This window comes from Erythrobacter sp. (genome assembly GCF_024305245.1).
Taxonomy (GTDB): Bacteria; Pseudomonadota; Alphaproteobacteria; order Sphingomonadales; family Sphingomonadaceae; genus Erythrobacter.
Genome location: NZ_JAMWYX010000002.1, coordinates 277,800 through 296,849 on the forward strand (window position 1 = coordinate 277,800; position 19,050 = coordinate 296,849).

General features: G+C 61.3%; 15 protein-coding genes and 1 tRNA gene. 11 read left to right on the forward strand and 5 right to left on the reverse strand.

The window, feature by feature from the left end; translation table 11 throughout:
- Window positions 1–234: 234 nt before the first annotated feature.
- A complete protein-coding gene (locus Q0L48_RS04170) occupies window positions 235–1,578 on the reverse strand; it encodes a putative 2OG-Fe(II) oxygenase (protein ID WP_296717600.1) in 1,344 nt (447 codons plus the stop codon).
- Window positions 1,579–1,748: 170 nt separating this feature from the next.
- Here Q0L48_RS04170 and Q0L48_RS04175 point away from each other — a divergent pair, with 170 nt between their 5' ends.
- The 5 genes from Q0L48_RS04175 (at window position 1,749) to Q0L48_RS04195 (ending at window position 6,292) form a co-directional block, all read left to right on the forward strand.
- Window positions 1,749–2,921 carry an acetyl-CoA C-acetyltransferase gene (locus Q0L48_RS04175; RefSeq protein ID WP_296717601.1) on the forward strand — a complete coding sequence of 391 codons (1,173 nt, stop codon included), beginning with the start codon at window positions 1,749–1,751 and terminating at the stop codon, window positions 2,919–2,921.
- Window positions 2,922–3,047: 126 nt separating this feature from the next.
- Window positions 3,048–3,833 (forward strand): SDR family NAD(P)-dependent oxidoreductase, encoded by a 786-nt coding sequence (locus Q0L48_RS04180; RefSeq protein ID WP_296717602.1) that lies wholly within the window; start codon window positions 3,048–3,050, stop codon window positions 3,831–3,833.
- A gap of 342 nt (window positions 3,834–4,175) precedes the next feature.
- Window positions 4,176–5,165 (forward strand): glycosyltransferase family 2 protein, encoded by a 990-nt coding sequence (locus tag Q0L48_RS04185; protein WP_296717605.1) that lies wholly within the window; start codon window positions 4,176–4,178, stop codon window positions 5,163–5,165.
- A gap of 1 nt (window position 5,166) precedes the next feature.
- Window positions 5,167–5,901 carry a class I SAM-dependent methyltransferase gene (locus Q0L48_RS04190; RefSeq protein WP_296717608.1) on the forward strand — a complete coding sequence of 245 codons (735 nt, stop codon included), beginning with the start codon at window positions 5,167–5,169 and terminating at the stop codon, window positions 5,899–5,901.
- Window positions 5,902–5,938: 37 nt separating this feature from the next.
- On the forward strand, window positions 5,939–6,292 hold the full coding sequence (locus Q0L48_RS04195) for a GtrA family protein (protein ID WP_296717911.1): 354 nt from the start codon (window positions 5,939–5,941) through the stop codon (window positions 6,290–6,292).
- A 78-nt stretch (window positions 6,293–6,370) separates the two neighbouring features.
- On the opposite strand, the gene Q0L48_RS04200 is transcribed toward Q0L48_RS04195, so the two are convergent.
- The 3 genes from Q0L48_RS04200 to Q0L48_RS04210 all read right to left on the reverse strand — a co-directional run bounded on the left by Q0L48_RS04200 (window position 6,371) and on the right by Q0L48_RS04210 (window position 10,915).
- Window positions 6,371–7,585, reverse strand: a complete 1,215-nt coding sequence (locus tag Q0L48_RS04200) for a glycosyltransferase family 87 protein (RefSeq protein ID WP_296717610.1) — start codon at window positions 7,583–7,585, stop codon at window positions 6,371–6,373.
- Between the two features lie 169 nt (window positions 7,586–7,754).
- Entirely contained in the window at window positions 7,755–8,966 is a 1,212-nt protein-coding gene (locus Q0L48_RS04205) for a serine hydrolase domain-containing protein (RefSeq protein ID WP_296717614.1), read from the reverse strand.
- Window positions 8,963–10,915 (reverse strand): NAD(P)-binding domain-containing protein, encoded by a 1,953-nt coding sequence (locus Q0L48_RS04210; protein WP_296717617.1) that lies wholly within the window; start codon window positions 10,913–10,915, stop codon window positions 8,963–8,965. The genes Q0L48_RS04205 and Q0L48_RS04210 overlap by 4 nt, the downstream gene beginning before the upstream one ends.
- 178 nt (window positions 10,916–11,093) lie before the next feature.
- Between Q0L48_RS04210 and Q0L48_RS04215 the strand changes: the two genes are divergently transcribed.
- The 5 genes from Q0L48_RS04215 to Q0L48_RS04235 are packed head-to-tail and all read left to right on the forward strand — an operon-like array spanning window position 11,094 to window position 18,177.
- A complete protein-coding gene (locus Q0L48_RS04215; protein ID WP_296717619.1) occupies window positions 11,094–13,382 on the forward strand; it encodes a TonB-dependent receptor in 2,289 nt (762 codons plus the stop codon).
- A gap of 22 nt (window positions 13,383–13,404) precedes the next feature.
- Window positions 13,405–14,577, forward strand: a complete 1,173-nt coding sequence (locus tag Q0L48_RS04220; RefSeq protein ID WP_296717620.1) for an iron-containing alcohol dehydrogenase — start codon at window positions 13,405–13,407, stop codon at window positions 14,575–14,577.
- Window positions 14,578–14,622: 45 nt separating this feature from the next.
- Window positions 14,623–15,246: a TetR/AcrR family transcriptional regulator gene (locus tag Q0L48_RS04225; RefSeq protein WP_296717622.1), complete on the forward strand. Its 624-nt coding sequence runs from the start codon at window positions 14,623–14,625 to the stop codon at window positions 15,244–15,246.
- A gap of 19 nt (window positions 15,247–15,265) precedes the next feature.
- The gene (locus tag Q0L48_RS04230) at window positions 15,266–16,891 is read left to right on the forward strand and encodes an AMP-binding protein (RefSeq protein WP_296717625.1); all 1,626 of its coding nucleotides are present in this window, start codon (window positions 15,266–15,268) and stop codon (window positions 16,889–16,891) included.
- A gap of 44 nt (window positions 16,892–16,935) precedes the next feature.
- Window positions 16,936–18,177, forward strand: a complete 1,242-nt coding sequence (locus tag Q0L48_RS04235) for a cytochrome P450 (protein WP_296717628.1) — start codon at window positions 16,936–16,938, stop codon at window positions 18,175–18,177.
- A 190-nt stretch (window positions 18,178–18,367) separates the two neighbouring features.
- On the opposite strand, the gene Q0L48_RS04240 is transcribed toward Q0L48_RS04235, so the two are convergent.
- Window positions 18,368–18,444: transfer RNA gene (locus Q0L48_RS04240), tRNA-Arg, on the reverse strand.
- Window positions 18,445–18,616: 172 nt separating this feature from the next.
- Here Q0L48_RS04240 and Q0L48_RS04245 point away from each other — a divergent pair.
- Complete coding sequence (locus Q0L48_RS04245) at window positions 18,617–18,997, forward strand: hypothetical protein (RefSeq protein WP_296717632.1); 381 nt, start codon at window positions 18,617–18,619, stop codon at window positions 18,995–18,997.
- The last annotated feature ends 53 nt before the right edge of the window (window positions 18,998–19,050 follow it).

Genomic DNA, 19,050 nt, shown 5'->3' on the forward strand with positions numbered 1-19,050 from the left:
TTTTTTAGGCGCCGGAGCCGGTCAGAAAATCAGGTGTGACATTGCACCCTTGGGGGGTGGTATCACACACAGGGTTGAACCGTTGGCGCATGGCAACAAAGAAGCCAAGCACTTCCCCGGGCCGAGGGGGCGTTCGCCCCGAGGTTGTAACTTGAATGCAACAGTATTTATGCTGTCTTTCCTTGGGAGTGGTGCGCGGATGCAACGAAAAACAGAGTCTGGACCGGGGCTGACCTAGGGCCTCTGCAATGCTTCGGGGGCGGCCGCTTGTGGCGGACCGGACGATGCCGCAGTTCCAGGCGCTGCCACAACATCGAAAGCAACCGTCAGGCGCTCGGCTGACGCGTTGCCGGGCGAACCGAACGCGGTCGTGCCGTGATAGAGTGTCGAGGGAAACAGCGCGAGGTGGCCTTCGCGTGGCCTGATCACCTGCAGCGGTTCCAGATCGAGCCGCAGATCGGGCGGCGGGCGACCGATCTCGAGCCAGCCTGCGCGCTCGCTTTCGTCCTGCGCCTGATCCGGCACGACCAGATAGAGCGCGGAGGAGACGATGCCCTGCGGATGGATGTGCGCCTTGTGGTGATCGCCTCCGCCGGTCAGTCGCACCGACCATGAGCCCGCCAGCCGCCACGGTACATCGCGGTGACGCAGCAGCGGGTGGGTTTGATCGGATGGCGGAAGCTGGGCACGGTAGGTATCCAGCGTCTCGGTGATAGCGGCGTGAAGATCGGCTAGCACAGGGTCTTCGCGCTGGAACAGGATGCCGCGGGTCTGGCTTCCGCCGCGCAGCGACTGCCCGAGCGGCAGGCGGGCGGACGCGTGCAGATCGCGCAGTTGGGCAGCGGCTTCCGCAAGCAGTCCGTCACGTGCGGCGAGCGGCAGCAGCGCGACCAGCCCCGCCTGTTCGTGGAGCCATGCCGCCCGGCCATCGTCTGCCAGCCGCCAAGCGATCCCGCGCAGCGCCCATGCGGCGATATCGTGCGGTTCGCTCGCCAGCACCTGTGCGAGCAGGCGCTCTGCCGCCGCCGGATCACGGCCGCGCAGCCGGTGCCGCGCTTCGTGAAGCAGGCGCTGGGGATGGTCGGCTCCAAGCTCGCCAAACAGCGCATCGGCCTGCGCCCATTGGCCTGCGGCGCCGGTGTGGATCGCCTCGAGCAGGGTAAAATGCGCCTCGTCCGGGAAGCTCCGCCGCGCCTCTGCGGCCACCAAAGCGGCCTCACCTGACAGGTCGGCGGCGGCCAGCGCCTCGACATGGGCGGCGGGGATGTTGGGATCATACGGCACACGCGCCGCAGCGACGCGGAACGGGGCCGCGAAATCGGGCTCGCCCGCCGCCAGCCGCAATCCAGCAAGATAAGTGAGCGCGGCGGTGAAGCCGGGTGCCTGATCGGCAAGCTGCTGCGCGACGATCCGCGCGCCGCGCCCGTCGCCATTGAGTTCGAGCGCCTGCGCCTTGCCCAGCCACAACCGCGCATTGCCCGGATCGCGCGCCAGCAGGCGGTCGAACATGCCGAGCGCGGCCGGATCGCCGCTCGCCAGTGCGCGTTGGGCCTGATCGGGGGAGACGCCGTCGCTCATCGCACCGGCGCTATCGCTGCGCGTAAGCAGGGGCAAGGGCGCTGTAGGAGCGCCGTCGCTTTTGCCAGCTTGATTTGCTCCGCCGCGTTGAATAGGCGGGTGGGCAAAGGCGAGTGGCGATACGAAACTGATCCGCCGATGGCGCCTGAAAAGATTGCAAGGAGAGAGCAATGAGCACTGCCTATATCGTCGAAGCCGTCCGCACCGCCGGGGGGCGACGCGGCGGTCGCCTTGCAGGGGTGCATCCTGTCGACCTGCTGGCAAAGTCGCTCGATGCGCTGGTCGAACGCAGCGGGATCGATCCTGCCGCGATCGAGGATGTGGTGACCGGCTGCGTCACGCAGGCGGGCGAACAGGCGATGCAGGTCGGGCGAATGGGCGTGCTCGCGTCTAAGCTGCTGCCGCAATCCACCCCGGCGGTGACGATTGATCGCCAGTGCGGTTCTTCCCAGCAGGCGATCCAGTTTGCAGCACAAGCGGTGATGAGCGGCACGATGGACGCGGTGATCGCCAGCGGCGTCGAAAGCATGAGCCGCGTGCCGATGGGTTCCAACGCAACGCTGCACATGAAGGAAGGCCTGGGCCACTACATGTCGCCCGAGCTTCAGGCGCAGTATCCCGGCATCCAGTTCAGCCAGTTCATGGGCGCCGAGATGATCGTCCAGAAGCACGGCTTCACCAAGGACGATCTCGACCGCTTCGCGCTGTCCAGCCACCAAAAGGCGATTGCCGCGACCAAGGCAGGCGCGTTCGAGGCCGAAATTGTGCCCGTGGAGATCGAAACGCCCGAAGGCACCGCGATGCACACCGTCGACGAAGGTATCCGTTTCGATGCGACGCTGGAGAGCATTGCGGGCGTCAAACTGATCAATCCCAATGGCGCGCTGACCGCCGCCTCGGCGAGCCAGATCTGCGACGGGTCTTCCGCCGTGCTGGTGGTGAGCGAGGCCGCGCTGAAGCGCTATGGCCTGACCCCGCTGGCGCGCATCCACAATCTGACCGTGACTGCGGGCGATCCGGTGATCATGCTGGAAGAACCGCTGTTCGCCACCGACAAGGCCTTGCAGCGCGCGGGGCTGACGATGGCCGACATCGACCTGTACGAAGTGAACGAGGCGTTTGCCTCCGTTCCGCTGGCATGGCTCAAGCACACCGGCGCCGATCCGGACAAGCTCAACGTCCACGGCGGCGCGATTGCGCTCGGCCACCCGCTCGGCGCGTCGGGCACCAAGCTGATGGCGACGCTGGTTCATGCGCTGAAGCGTCACGGCAAGAAATACGGCCTCCAGACCATGTGCGAAGGCGGCGGTGTCGCCAACGTGACCATTATCGAGAGCCTTTGACCTCAACCACCCACACCCGTTCGCCCTGAGCTTGTCGAAGGGACGTCCTTCTTAGGAAGACGCGGGACAGAAGAAAATGCAGCCCTTCGACAAGCTCAGGGCGAACGGAAAAAGGAAGCAAACACAATGGAAGTTTCAGCCAATACCCCCGCCGTCGTCACCGGGGGCGCATCCGGCCTCGGCGCGGCCACCGCCCGCGCGCTCGCCGCCAAGGGCGCGAAGGTCGCGATCTTCGACATGAACGAGGAAAAGGGCGAAGCGCTTGCCGCAGAAATCGGCGGCGTGTTCTGCAAGGTCAACGTGACCAGCGATGAAGACGTCGACGCCGGTTTCGCCAAGGCCCGCGAAGCCCACGGTCAGGAGCGCATTCTGGTGAACTGCGCCGGGATCGGCAATGCGATCAAGACCGCCAGCCGTTCCAAGGAAGACGGATCGATCAAGCACTTCCCGGTCAGCGCTTTCGATTTCGTCATTCAGGTCAACCTGATCGGCACCTTCCGCTGCATCGCCAAATCGGCCGCCGGGATGCTGACGCTCGACCCGCTCGACGAGAACGGTGAGCGCGGCGCGATCGTCAACACCGCGAGCGTCGCGGGTGAGGACGGCCAGATCGGGCAGGCGGCTTACTCCGCGTCGAAGGCCGGCGTGATCGGCATGACGCTCCCCATCGCGCGCGACCTGATGAACGAAGGTATCCGGGTGAACACAATCCTGCCGGGCATCTTCGACACCCCGCTGCTGGCCGCTGCGCCGCAGAACGTGCGCGACGCGCTGGCCGCATCGGTGCCGTTCCCCAAGCGCCTCGGCATTCCCACCGAATACGCCAAGCTCGCCATGTGCATGATCGAGACCGGCTATTTCAACGGCGAGGACGTGCGTCTGGACGGCGGTATCCGGATGGCGCCGCGCTGACGCTTCGGATGGTGACCGGACGGCATCGCGCTGGGGTCACCACTGTGCACACGAATGTAAAGCCGCCCCGCGCCCGATAGGCGCGCGGGCGGCTTTGCCATTTTTGCGGGCGGTTGAAGCAGCCCTGCGGTGATCACTGATGGCGGCAATAGCCTGCCGTTCTGCCACCGAGATCTGACCGGTCAGGGGCGTGCAATTAGGGCCTTGTTTACCATAGCCTCCTATACATTCGGCATCCGTAGCGAAGGAATTGGTGGTGCCGGTGATCGAACCTGAAGCGATTGGTTGCAGTGCAGCCCCCCCGTTCCCTTGCCTCCGCCGCCATGATGATCGGCGCGCGGCATGATCGAGGGTCTGAAATTCGCTTCTACAACACGAGCGGTGGATCGGCGGCAGATCTCGCTTGTCGTGCCGGTTTATAATGAAGAGGAATCCGTGGCGGATTTTGCCGCTGCGATCGAGAAGGCGGCCGCTGAAAGCTGGCGGGAAGGTGAGATCGCCCCGCATTTCGAAATCGTCTTTGTGGATGATGGCAGCCGCGACGCCACGGCGGCGGTGGTTCGGGCGATGTGCCGCGTGGATCGCCGCATCAAGCTCGTTTCGCTGTCGCGCAACTTCGGAAAGGAAGCAGCCCTGAGTGCAGGGCTCAAGGCGGCCACCGGCGATGCGATCATTCCGATGGATGTCGATTTGCAGGATCCGCCGGAGTTGATCCGGCCGATGGTCGACAAATGGCTCGCCGGTGCCCAGATCGTCAACGCCAAGCGTATCGATCGCAGCCAGGATTCGTTCTTCAAACGCTCAACATCGCGATTGTTTTACAAGACGATCAACGCAATCGCCGACCATCCCATTGCGGCGGACGTGGGCGATTTCCGCTTGCTGGATCGGTCCGCTGTCGCCGTTCTGAACGAGATGACCGAGCGGTGCCGCTTCAACAAGGGTCTGTTTTCGTGGATCGGGTTCCGGACCGAAACGATCGAATATGCCCGGCCTGCGCGGCAGACCGGCTCCACCAAGTGGGACGTCTCCCGGCTTGTGGCGCTGGCAATCGACGGGATCACTTCGTCGACCACATTTCCGCTGCGCGTCTGGACGATGATCGGCGCGATCATATCGCTCCTGGCGTTCGGATATGCAGCCTTCCTCGTGGCTCACACGATCATCTCGGGGGTGGATACGCCCGGCTATGCCTCGATCATGGTCACCGTCCTGTTCCTTGGCGGGCTGAATCTGTTCAGTCTTGGACTGATGGGCGAATATATCGGCCGGATCGCGATCCAGGTCCGGGGACGCCCGCTCTATGTCGTCGCCGAAACCATCGGATTCTGACGTGGAACTGGCCGCTTACCAATCACTGCGGGACGAGCAGGACCACCATTGGTGGTTCGTTGGCCGCCGCCGGATCGTCGCACGGCTGATCGAACGGTTTGTGCCATTGCCTGCGCGCGCGCGGGTGCTCGAGGCCGGTTGCGGCTATGGCGGCAACCTTGCGATGTTGAGTGAGCTTGGCGACGTTCAGGCGTTCGAATTCGACGATGCTGCGCGCGCCCACGCCGCCGCGCTTTCGCGCCGGGCGGTGGCCTACGGAAAACTGCCGGACGACATCGGCTTTGCCGACGATCGCTTTGACCTGATCGCCATGCTCGACGTGCTCGAACACATCGACGACGATGTGGGCTCGCTCCGCACGCTCGGCGATCGGCTGGCCCCTGACGGCCGCCTGCTGATAACGGTTCCGGCCGTGCCATGGCTGTGGTCCGATCACGACGTGCTTCACCAGCACAAGCGGCGCTACACGAAAGCCCTGTTGACGAGACGGTTGCATGAGGCAGGGTTCGAGCCCGTCGGGATCGGTTATTTCAACGCGCTCCTCTTCCCGCTGGCGCTGGCCCAGCGGCTGGTTTCGCGGGTTATGGGCGGACGCGGCGCTGATCATGCTGCACCTGCCGAACCCTTGAACGCCGTACTCACCGCAATCTTCACGTTCGAAGGAAAACTGCTGGGCCGGCTGAACTTCCCGATCGGATTGTCGCTGTTCGCGGTCGTACGCAGGCGGCCACTGTAAGGTGGCATTGCTGCGACAGATCGCTTCGTTCGGGGCGGTGGGACTATGCGCAACCTTGGTTCACGTCACCTTGGCATGGGCGCTGATCGAACAGGCCGCCTTTAACGGCTTTGCCGCCAATGCCTGCGGTGCGGCGGCAGCATTTTCGGTTTCGTATCTCGGCAATGCCCGGATCACCTTCCCTAGCGCACGCGGCCTGCCCGGCGGCGCAGTTCGGTATCTGGCAGTCACAATTGTGAGCCTGGTACTTTCGAGCGCGATACTTGCGTTTGTCGAGAGTAACGGCCTTCCGACCTATGCCTATGCGTTGATCGTGGTCCTGACCGTTCCGCCCACGACATTCCTGCTGGCGAAATTCTGGGCCTTCCAGCGACCGCGACGCGAAGCCTAGCGTAACCCAGCGACTACGAGCCGCAGCGAATGGCCGCGGCGGGCCGAACAATTTTCAGTCAGCGATGGTCGCGGACCTTCAGGCACCATGTCCTGAAGGGACATCGCGCCGAAGAAGCGGGGCGGGGCTTTCCTCAATCGAAGAATGTGTCGTCGTCCGCTCGTCCCGCAAATAATAGCAGAGAGCCAAAAGGAGGATCGGGAGGATCGGCGCGATGGTCACAGGGCCGAAATCGTAAGCGTTCTGGGCGCTGATCACTATGGGCAGGAGCCACAGTGATCCGACCACGCCCACCGGGGCCTTGCGCTGCACCAGCCACACAAAGGCCGGGATCAGGACGAGCGCATCATAGAGGTAAACATATGGGCTTGCGAGCATTGTGGCTGCGGCGAGGACGGCAGCCTTTGCGTTGGGCTGCGCGTCGGAGCGCCAAACCTGCGCTACCAGAGCCGCTGCAATCACCGCGATGGCGCAGTGCCCAGCAAATGCGACAGAGTCGGACAATCCGGCATGGCGAAGTGTCGCATAGACACTTACCAGCTTGTGCCAGCCCACAAGGCCTTCCTGCGCGATTTCAACGAATAGCGGCATCTGTTCGATCCACGCGGCAGATGTCCCGAAGCCGAAAACGATCAGACCCACAAGCAGCACCGCCGTTGCTGAAACCACGGCTCCCGCGATAACCCGCCATTCCCGACCCGCCAACATCGCGACCGGAAGCATCAACGCCAATTGGGGCTTGATGATCAAGCATCCCAGGACGAGGCCCGCTGCAAATTTTTTCTCCCGGTGGAGGAGAAGCAGGCCGCCAATGAACAAGGCGGCAGTCACAAAGCCATTCTGGCCCAGCACCCCGATGACGAAAACGGGGGGGAATGACAGCAGAAGCCACTGCGACTGCGGCGCAAAACGGCGCGCGACAATGGCGTAGATCGCGAATGTGCCCAGCGACCACACAGCCAATGCGACCGGATAAGACATTGCCCCGAAAGGAAGGATCAGCAGGAGGAACGCCGGAGCGTAGGGAAACGGCATTCCGGTATCCGGCGCGAACGTGGCAGCCTTTTCCTGAAGCGCGTGCAGGGCAACGCTATCATATGCCAGTTCCGGTGTGCCCGCCAAACCGAACTTCGCGGCCCCCCAGAAACTTACGAAATCCAGACTGTGCGGCGCAGCAAAGTTCCCCGCGATTTCGAAGCATACCAGGATGACGATCAACAGCCCGAGGGTGTGACCAGTCAGCAAATACGGGCGGTAAAGATCCGAACCGGCAGAATGGGGAGCAGCTTTCATGCCCGCTTATGTAGCCTGATATGGCTAATAAAGTCCTTCGCCGCGCCCTTCCAACGCCCGCCTGCGAAGCGCGGCGCAAGTGTCGCAGACCGGCATGTGATGTCCCACGAGATTGGTGCACCCCACCAAGGCCTTCGGAGCCTTCTTTGAGGATGTGTTGATCGACGGATCAGGCCGGAAGGGTCTGATACAGCTTGTCGACGAGCGATTGCGCTCTCTCGTTCAGAAGCACCGTTGGCCCCAACCGGTTCATCGCATACCCGAATGAAAGCTCACGCTGAGGATCGGCAAACCCCAGGCTGCCGCCCATTCCGACATGTCCAAAAGCAGGATCAGGGATCGCAAGCCCGTCATACCTGTTGCCCAGCGAGGGCATGGCTTTCATGAACCCGCCACTGAAACTTGAAGGGCGGCAAAGAACCTCGTCCCAGGCGCAGTGGCTCGCAGGACGCTTCAGCTGATCAACAGTGTCCGCCGTGAGAAGCCCACCTGGCATGATCATCGCCCGATAGAGATTCGCCAGCCCTCGGGCGTTGGTAATGCCGATCGCACTCGCGATCTCGGCCCGGTGATAATCGGGGGTATCGAGCTTTGCGCCTCCCAGGTTGAACAGGAACAGGCCGGCAGGGCTGGTCCGATCGGTTGTGGCGGTCTTGTAGAAGGGATTGTCGAAATCGATCGCTCCGCGCTCTGCGGGGATCAGGCGTGCCAGATCACAGTCCGTTCCGTCAGGCAGCCCAACAAAGAACGCGATGTCGTGCGGTCTCGTCACCCGCTCGTGGAAGAATTGTCCCAGCGGTTTTCCGGCAACCAGACGGACGACCTGCCCGACCGTCCAGGCGTAGGAGAAACCGTGATAGCCTTGCTTTGATCCGGGTTTCCAAAACGCTTCTTCCTGTTCGACCCGCTCCACCATGTAGGCCCAATCGAGAAAGCCATCGGGCTTTATGGCCTCCCGGAAGTGCGGAACGGGAGACCTGTGGTCGAGCATCATCGCGATGGTGGTGCCCGCCTTGCCGCCTTGTGCAAAGCCGGGCCAGATCGTCTCGACCAGATCGTCGCAGGAGATCGCGCCATCCTGGACCAGCAGATGCAGGCAGAGCGCGGCAGCTCCTTTGGTGCAGGAAAACACCACACACACCGTATCGCGCTGCCACGGAGCACCGGAGGCCTGGTCCGCGATCCCTCCCCAGACATCGATCAATGTCTCGCCGCGAAGCGTCACGCACAGGCTCGCGCCCACTTCGCCGCGCTCATGGAAGTTCGCTTCGAATGCATCGAGCACAGGCAGCAGATCCGGGGCGCAGAATCCTTCGACCCGGGAGCCCTTGGAGAGCGCGCGTCGGACGGATGGCTGGGCCGGCATTGCGATCACCTTCACGCTTCGAATATGAAGGCTTCGGGATCGAATGTGGTGGTCATTTTCCAGTAATCGACAAGCCGGTATGGAAGAAGCGCGAACACACGACCGCGGTCGTTGCGATACCAGCTGGTCATGCCCTTGTGGGTCCAGACCATGCGGGAGTGGAGCTCTTCGACCTCGGCGTTATAGGCGTCGTGGATATCCTGACGGACCTCGACCGTACTGTCTCCGCGCTCGATCTGCTCTCTGTAGCAGTCCAGCACCAACCGCATCTGGCATTCGGTCACAAAGATCACATTGCCGCCATGAGCAAGGCCAGTGTTGGGCCCGACGAGGGTATAGAAGTTGGGGAAGCGGGGGATCATGGTCCCGAGATAAGCCTGCGCATCATCCTTTCCCCACAGCTCATGAATGTCCACACCGCCGCGGCCCGTGATTGTCATGGGAAATAAGACCTCGGTCGTTCGAAATCCGGTGGCAGCCACAATGGCATCGGCTTCGATCACAGTGCCGTCTTCGAGTTCGACGGCATGCGGATGAATCCGCGCTACCCCGCTTGTCTCGAGGCTCACGTTGTCGCGGTTCAGCATCTCGAACCACTTGTTGTCGATGAGGATGCGTTTCCCGTAGGGCGGATAATCCGGAATGACTTTTGCCAGCAAGGGCGAGTGCTCGCCCAGCTTGGATTTAGCGTATTCCTCCATGAAGCGCCGGTGGCGGGCATTGATCATGTTGACCGAGTGATCGGGATCCTCCCAATCAGGGTCCACCTGCAGTGCCGCGTGCAGGCCATCGGCAAAGGCCCAGAACAACTGGAACCGGTACCAGCGGGCGTAAAAGGGCACATTCTTGAGGACCCATTTTAAACCTTCCTGGACCTCGGCGTCGTAGTTGGGGTTGGGAACCACCCAGTGCGCCGAACGCTGGACTATCGTCAGGTGCTCGGTCGCGCCCGCTATTGTCGGGGCCGCCTGCTGGGCCGAGGCCCCGGTGCCGATCAGCACAACCTTCTTGCCGGTCCAGTCAAATTCAGGGTCCCATTGCGCCGTGTGCATCACCGGGCCTTCGAAATCCGAAAGGCCCTCGAATTCGGGAATCTTGGGACGATTGAGCAAGCCGACAGCGGAGATGACCGCGTTCACCTCAAGCGTTTCGATCGCGCCGTCCACCCCGCGCACCTCGACCGCCCATATCTTGCGTGCGTCATCAAACCGGCAGGCAACGACCTCCTCGCCAAAGCGGATCTGCTGGCGGATATCGAACTTGTCGGCCACGTCCTCGAAATAGTTCCAGAGCTCATCACGGCGCGCGAAAAAATGGGACCATTCGTGATTGAGGGCGAACGAATAGGAATAAAAATGGTTGGGAGTGTCTACCCCGCAGCCGGGATAAATATTCTCGTACCAACTTCCGCCTATGCCGTCGTTCTTCTCGATGATGGTGAAGGGAAGCCCGGCCTCGCGAAGCCTGATTGCGGCGCAAAGACCCGACATTCCTGCGCCGATAATCAGCGTATGGAACCCCTCGAGGGTCTTGGGATCGGGCTGTTTGCGCCACCGCAATCGCCCCGGATCGGCCTGTTCCGCGTTAAGATCTTCACGCATCATGGCGACGTAGTCTTCCGCCACGGGCTCACCCGCCGCAGTGCTCAGCATCTGTTGCAGAAGCGGCCCGTCAGGCACTGGCGGTAATTCACCAGCAGTTTCGAAATGCTGTATCAGAATGTCGCACAACCGGTCGCGGATCTCGGATTGCAGGCTGTCGGGGATGGAAGCCTGATAATTCATCGGCCCGTTGATGAAGGGCTGGGCCCGGCCAAGAAGTTCGGGGTCACAGGTGAACTGGGTCAGCACGAGCGCCAAGGTAACCGGATCCGCTTCCTCCAAAGCTCTGCGGATTTGCCCGGGAGAGACAGGGTCAAGGCATCCGGCATCCGGCGACCCGGTTTTCAAGACTTCCGTTGACATTTGCTAGCTCCTTTGTGGCGCGGCCGAGCTAACCATCAAGCTCAACAGCGGCCGCAGTCCCCAAGCCATCTATCACATCCCCAAATCGGAATGCTTGCAAGATACCGAGACATCTATATAGCTACTGGCAAGTAGCAAAATAAGCTTACAGGTCAAGCTACGTTTGGGGAGAGCGGAAATGGATTTCAAAGCAACAGCGGCAGAATTGCGCTTCAAATCGGGTGCAGCCACTCAATCCGGCAACATGCGTGCGAAATCGAGGGCGGTACTGATGGCGGGCGGCGCGATCACCCTGATCGCCGCTTCGCAAGCCGCGGCTGCGCAAGATGCGCCTGCCGAGGAAGCTCAGGCAGCTCGTGGGGCCGTGGCGGAAAACACGATCATCGTCACCGCGCGCCGGTCCGAGGAATCGCTCAATGATATTGCCGCATCGATCTCGGCCATATCGGCCGATGCGATCAGCCCCGGTCAGATCGAGGACATCGAATCCTTGGGTCGCGCGATCCCGAACGTATCTGTCGGTGACCAGTTCGGCGTGAACCGCATCTTCATTCGCGGAATCGGGATGACGAGCATCGATCTCGGCGCCGACGGCGCGGTTGCCCTGCTGCAAGACGGGGTCATCATCGCGCGGCCGGCCGCGCAACTCGCCGGCTTTTACGATCTGGAACGCGTCGAAGTGCTGCGCGGTCCGCAAGGCACCTTGTATGGCCGGGGGGCCACGGCCGGTGCGATGAATCTTGTGACCAAGAAGCCGACCGAAGAACTCGAAGGCTATGCGCGCGCGACCTACGGCAACTACGATGCCGTCACGCTTGAAGGCGCGGTGGGTGGCGCTGTCTCGGGTGATGACGTGATGGTTCGTCTCGCGGGTAGATACGACAATCGCAGTGGATATGGCGTCAACCTCGTAACCGGCGAAGACGTCGACGATCGCAACGCATTCGCGTTTCGCGGGTCGTTGCTGGCTAACCTGAGCAGTAACCTCAGCCTCACGCTTCAGGCCGAGTATTACCGCGAAGACGACAACAATTACGCCTTCCACTATTTCGGCCCGACCGTGGCGCCCGAAAATGCGCTAGGCTCGCTGCTCGGCGGCGATACGATCATCACTTTCAACGAGGCCCGAGGTCAGGAGGTGAACTTCCGCGACGGTTTTTCCGATCAGGACGCGATCAATGATCGCGAGGGATACAACTTCACCGGCGAACTGAGCCTTGATGCGGGGGACTGGAACGTCAAGTCGATCACCTCTTATCGCTACTTCGATCGCTTTCAGCGCACGGATCTCGATGCGTCCGACGTCAATTTGTTCGGGCAGAACAATTACACCGAGACGTCCAAAACCTTCAGCCAGGAAGTCGTTGCCAATTACGATGGCTCCGGGGTCGACCTGCTGCTCGGTGCCATCTACTTCCACGAAGACCTGTTCGGCCAGGTCCTCGTCCCATTGACCAATCTGGGCGTGCTGTTCGGCCTTCCCGCGGACACGTTTGACGATCAGGCGTACAGACAACGAGGCGACGTTGCCATCGATGCCTATGGTGCCTTCGCTCAGGCAACGGTTGACCTGAATGATAGGCTCAAGGCCACAGTCGGCGGGCGACTGAGCTACGAAGAGCGCCGCGGTACCGGGTCGTTCGAGTTTCTGGGCTTGGTCCCGACCGACCGATCCGAGGGCTGGACCGCTTTCACCCCGACGTTCTCGCTCGAATACCAGGCCAGTGACGCAACGCTGCTCTATGCCTCGGTAACACGCGGCTTCAAATCGGGCGTGATCAATGTCGGATCCCAGAACGAAGTCATCGATCCTGAATTCGTATGGGGCTACGAGGCTGGAGTGAAGACCTCGATTGGCCGGACATTCGAAGGCAGCCTGGCGGCATTCTACCTCGACTACACCGATCTTCAGGTGGGATTTGTCGACGCCACGAGCGTAGTGACCACCGTCAATGCGGCGGCCGCACGCAACTATGGTGTCGAGCTTGAAATGCGCGCTCGCCCATTGCCGGGCCTCTCACTTGAAGTCTTTGGCACCTATCTCAACGCCAAATACACAGAGTTCGTGACCGGGGATTACCGGCAGGGCTTCGCGGAGGTCGACCTGTCCGGCAACCGGCTCCAGAATGCGCCGGAATTCTCGGCGCGTGGTGCAATTTCCTATGAGTGGGTGATGGCGAACGAAAGCCGCGTCACAATGCGTTCCGATATAAACTGGCAGGACCGCGTGTTCTTCACCGAGTTCAACAACGACGACGCGACCCAGCCCGCCCATGCGATCTGGAACGCCGGCATCGGCTACAGTTCCCCTGACGACAAATACACTGTTGATCTGTGGGTCAGAAACATCACGGATGAGCTGGTGATTGCAAACAACATCATCACCGCACCGCTGTTCAACAGCGTTCGTGTCGGCTCGCTGGCACCGCCGCGCACCTACGGTGTGACAGTCGGTGTAAATTTCTGAGCATCTGAAGGGAGCCTGAGATATGCGTCCAAGTGCAGTTGTTCTGACCCGTACGCAAATGGTCAGCCTTGGTGTTCCGGCTGCGCAGTCAGTTGCGGCAGAAGTCGAGAAATCGGGAGCAAAACGCGTCTTCGTTCTCGCAAGCCATACGCTTGCGAGCGGCACCGACGAGATCAGCCGAATCGAGCAGGCCCTCGGATCGCGGCATGCGGCCACGCATACCGGCATCAGGCCGCATGGTCCGCGCGAAGACGTGCTTGCTGCTGCCAATCATGCCCGGGCCGTCCATGCCGATCTGATCGTAACTGTGGGCGGTGGTTCGGTTACGGATGCCGGGCAGGTGATGCTTTTGTGTCTGAAGCACAACTTCAGCACAGTTGACGATTTCGAACCCTACCACGCGTCTGTCGACGAAAACGGCAACATGGTTCTGCCTGAGTTCGAAGGTCCCGACATCCCGATCATCTGCGTCCCGACGACACTGTCGGGCGGCGAATTCAATCCCCTGTCAGGCGCGACCGACACCGCGATCAAGCAAAAACAGCCCTATGCGCATCCGGCCATGGCTCCCATCGCCGTGGTGCTGGATCCTGCCATCACGGTGCACACGCCGGAGTGGCTTTGGCTTTCAACGGGCGTGCGAGCCGTTGACCATGCAAGCGAAGCACTCGGCTCGCATCTGTCGAATGCCTTCTTCGACGGCATGGCCGAAAGCGCTCTGAAACTGCTGTCCGAGGGATTGCCTCGGGTGAAGGCGGATCCCCTCGATCTCGAGGCCCGGCTCAATTGCCAGATCGGCGCCTGGCAATCGATGATACCGATCGTCGGCGGCGCGCCGATGGGAGCAAGCCATGCGATCGGTCACGTGCTTGGAGGCACGTGCGACGTTTCGCATGGGCATACGTCCTGCGTCATGGCGCCATACGTTCAAGCCTGGAACGCCGTAGTGAACGCGGACCGCCAGAAGCGGATCAGCGCAGCGCTCGGGCATCCGGAGAAGCCTGCCTCCGAATTGCTGGATACGCTGATCCGAGGTCTGGGTATGCCGCGAACTTTGCGGGAGGTCGGGGTCGACGAAAGCCAGTTCCCGCTGATCGCCGGGTACACCCTGGAAGACATGTGGGGACGAACAAATCCGCGTCCGATCCGAAATGCCGATGATGTGATAGAGGTGCTGCATCTTGCGCTCGGATGACGGGCGCCTTCGAAAGGTGTCCCCGGGACAGTTTGGTATGGTGGAATGGTAACCTCGACACGACGTAAAAGCACCTCGATCCGCAAGGAAATTGCCGCCTTCAAGCGGCAGCGCATCTTGGAAGTGGCTAGCGAACTGTTCGCCCGCCACGGATATGAATCAACGACGCTTGACGAGGTCGCGGCCCGGATTGAGGTCACCAAGCCCTTCATCTATTCCTATTATTCCAACAAGGGCGAACTGCTGCGCGAGATCTGCGAGCGCGGGATCAGGTTATCCACCGCAGCACTGGAAGCGGCGCTGGCCGAACCGGCATCGCCGACCGAGCAACTCCACGAGATCGTTCGCGCGGTTGGCCGGATTATTGTCGATAATCGCGACTATATATCCGTGTATCAGGCCGAAGAGAAAAATCTCACGACCGAGGACGCGAGGAAAATCCGCGCCTTGCGACACGAGTTCGATCTGCGATTGACTGAGCTTCTCGAGAAAGGCCGGTCGAGCGGTGAGTTCGATATCCAGCATGCGCAGCGCTCAGCGCTGTGGATCGGCGGCCTGCTGACCTGGATCGCCAGCTGGTATCACGAAGGCGGCAAATGGTCCGCGGAAGAAATCATCGAAGACGCGGTCTACACGGTCAACAAGATCGTCATGCCCCGACGAGGATGAGAGGGAAGGCGGTATGAACATGAGCCAGAGCTCAACGCAGGGCCATTCGGATCCCCGGGTTCCATTGCGCGAGACCTGCGTCACGCGTTATCTCATCGATCGCTGGGCCACAGAGAAACCCGACGAACCCTATGCCCTGTTCGAGGACGGAACCCAGTGGAGCTACGCAGCCCTCAAGGATCACGTGGTGCAGCTGGCTTCAGGTCTGCAGGAAATGGGGATAGAACAGGGAGAGCACGTAGCGCTCTGGCTGCCGAGTGATCGCAACGCTCTGCTCGCCTTTCACGCGATCAATTACATCGGCGCCGTTTTCGTTCCTTTCAACACCGCGTACAAGGGTGACCTGCTCGCGCATGTGCTCGAAAACAGCGATGCCCGGATCCTGATCTGCCATGCAAGCCTTGTCGAGCGGCTCGATCAGGTGAAACGGGCTGGGCTTGAACGACTGGTGGTCGTTGGCGATTATTCGGGCGAGGCGGTGCTTCCCGTCACGCCGTGGGGCGATCTGCTCAAGGGCGGACACAAGCTGCAACCGCTGGCGAGGCCGATTGAGCCGTGGGACAGCCAGTCGATCATCTACACATCGGGCACGACCGGCCCATCGAAGGGTGTGCTGTCGTCCTACCTCCATCTCTACACCAATGCCGGCCCCGATGGCTGGCCGTTCGTGCGCGAGGACGACCGGTTCCTGGTAAATATGCCGATCTTCCACATCGGGGGAACGGGCCTGCCCTTCACTATGCTGGCGCGCGGGGGCTCGATCGCGCTGATGGAGAATTTCTCGACCGAGACATTCTGGACCATGGTCAGAGAAACGAAGTGTACGGTCATTTTCCTGCTCGGCGTGATGGCGACATTCCTGCTGAAGCGGGAGCCTTGCGCGGATGATCTCGACCACAGCGTGCGGCTAGCCTTCATGGTGCCCCTCACGGAAAATTCCGGTGAGTTCCGCTCGCGGTTCGGAATCGATGTCTATTCGATCTTCAACATGACCGAGGTTTCGACACCGACCTTCACCCAGCCCAATCCCGCCAAGCTGGGCACCTGCGGCCGGCCGCGCCTCGGCGTCGATGTCCGGCTCGTCGACGAGAACGATTGCGAAGTCGCAATCGGCGAAGTGGGCGAAATGATCGTGAGAACCGACAGGCCTTGGGGCATGAACAGCGGCTATTACAAGAACCCCGAAGCGACAGCGAAGGCGTGGAGAAATGGCTGGTTTCATACCGGCGACGCCTTCAAGCGTGACGAAGAGGGGGATTTCTACTTCGTTGACCGGATGAAGGACGCGATCCGCAGGCGCGGCGAGAACATCTCGTCCTTCGAGGTGGAAAGCCAGATCATGGCGCATCCCTCGGTGCGCGAGGCCGCCGCCATCGGAGTGCCCAGTGCCTATTCGGAAGACGAGGTGATGGTCGTGGTGGCGCCCGTCGACGGGCATGAGGTCGACTTTACCGAATTGTTCGCGTTTGCAGCCTCGCGCCTGCCCTACTTCATGGTCCCCCGGTATTTTCGGGTGGTTGCCGAACTCCCGAAGACGCCGACAGCGAAAGTGCAAAAGGCAAAACTTCGCGACGAAGGCATAACGGAGGACACATGGGACCGTGAAGCGGCAGGGCTGCGTTTGAAGCGGGAGTCGTTTCAGTAAGTCGCGCGCCAGTCTGGCATAGCAAAAAAGTAGGGGGAGTGGCCGTGCCTAATGCAGACCTTGTTCCGGGCTTCGATCCCAACGCCAAGGAACTTCAACACGATCCCTATCCAACCTTCGAGCAGCTGCGGGAGTGCGATCCCGTTCACCGCGCCGCCGCAGGCTATTGGGTCGTCAGCCGGTATGATGATGTCCGCAATACCCTGATGGACCGACAGGGCTTCGGGCAAGGCGATTTCGTCAAGAATATCCAGCTCTTTTACGGCCCTGATTTTGATGTGATGAGCCACACGTCCTATCGGTGGCTCTCCGAAATCTTCCTGATGCAGGATCCGCCCCACCACACCAGGTTGCGAAGCCTTGTGACTGGCGCTCTTACCGCCAAGCGCGTTCAGGCCATGAAGCCGCGCATTCTCGAAATCACCAACGCGCTCATTGACGGGTTTATCGCTGACGGTGAGACCGACATCATTAGCAGCTTCGCATACAAGCTGCCTGTGCTTGTGATGTGTGACATGCTCGGAGTGGCCGGGGATGATGAACGCCTCGAACAGGTTATCGAAGTCATTGCGAAAAGCTTCATTATCTTCGAGGCGCGTGCCTTGTCACCGGATGAGCTGGAAGCCGCCGATCGCGAAATAGCCTTCCTCGAAAGTTTTTTTGGAGAACTGTTCGAACAGCGCAGGATCAAGCCGCAGGACGACCTCACGACGGCTCTGGTGCAATCCGGAGACGGTGAAGACGCGCTGTCTTTACACGAGTTGGGGACAGTCGCGATCGGGCTATTCGGCGCGGGCTTCGAGACCACGGCGCACTTGATCGGGAATGGCCTGCTTTGCTTCAGCCGGTTCCCCGCCGAGTGGGACAGGCTGACAGCAGACCCGGATAATTGTGCTGCTGCTGCGGTCAATGAGGTCTTGCGTTACGAAAGCTCACTGGTTGCCACCTATAGGACGGCTCTCGAGCCTCGAAATATCAATGGCCAAGACATAAAAGTCGGCGAAAAGGTTCTGACGCTCATTGGTGCTGCCAACCGGGACCCGCGGAAGTTCGCAAATCCGGATGATTTCGAAATTAGCCGTGATGCCTCCAATCACATGAGCTTTGGCGGTGGCATCCATTTCTGCGTTGGCGCCGAACTTGCGCGGCTGGAGGGACGCATCGCATTTGGAGAGCTGGCTCGGCGCATGCCTGACTTACGGGTCGATACTACAACACCGGCGTGGCGAGACGGCTTCATGTTTCGGGGAATGAGCCGACTTTCTGCGCAATGGACACCGGTCTGAAGCTCAGCGAGCGGATCGCCGCAAGCGCCGTCCGCAAGCAGTGCTGCGGCCGCAACGGCTACTTTTCTCTGCCTTGAGCACAATAGAAACCCGCATTGCACGGACGCCCTTGGAATGCCGATTGCCAACCGTACTATTCCGTGCTCGTTCCGTACGAAGCGCCACAAGATACACTAAGTCGTTGAAAAGCTGGTGCACCCGACAGGATTCGAACCTGTGACCTCTGCCTTCGGAGGGCAGCGCTCTATCCAGCTGAGCTACGGGTGCCTGGGGCCTGAGCCCGCGTGTATTTGCGTGCGACGCGGCGCTTAGCAAGTGCGCGTGCGCTGCGCCAGAAAATTGTCGCTTCGTTTGCGATGGGCGCCGGGATTGATCTGGCGCGCGGCTCACTTGGGCAGGCTTAACCAATCGGCAAGGAGCCGACCCTAGCGTCGTCCGCATGGCCAGCCTTCCGCCCGAACCGATTCTCCCCGCATCCGTTGCGCCGCTGATCGTGCGGCACGATCCGGCGGCGTTGGTGCAGCAATGGGAAGCGCTGCATTTGCAGGCGGCGCAGCTCGCCGCTCTGGCGCAGATCGCGTCCGAGAATGAACTCACCGCCTTTGCCCGACTGGCCGAACAGGCGCGGGGCTGGCAGCTCCAGCTGGCGGCGCAAGGGTTGGAGGATATCGCCGCGATGCTGCGGCCAGGCCTGGCGGCGCTCGCGACGCTTACCGCGCGCGGTCAGGATGCCGCTGCCCCGGCGCTGGCGCTGTGGCGAGAATTTCATGCGGCCCGCGCGAGCGTGCTGGCGTCGCTGCAGGTGGTCGAAGCGGTCTGAGCCCTTGCTGGCGCATTGTCGCCGCTTGACTGCGTTCCGCTTTCGTTCCAACG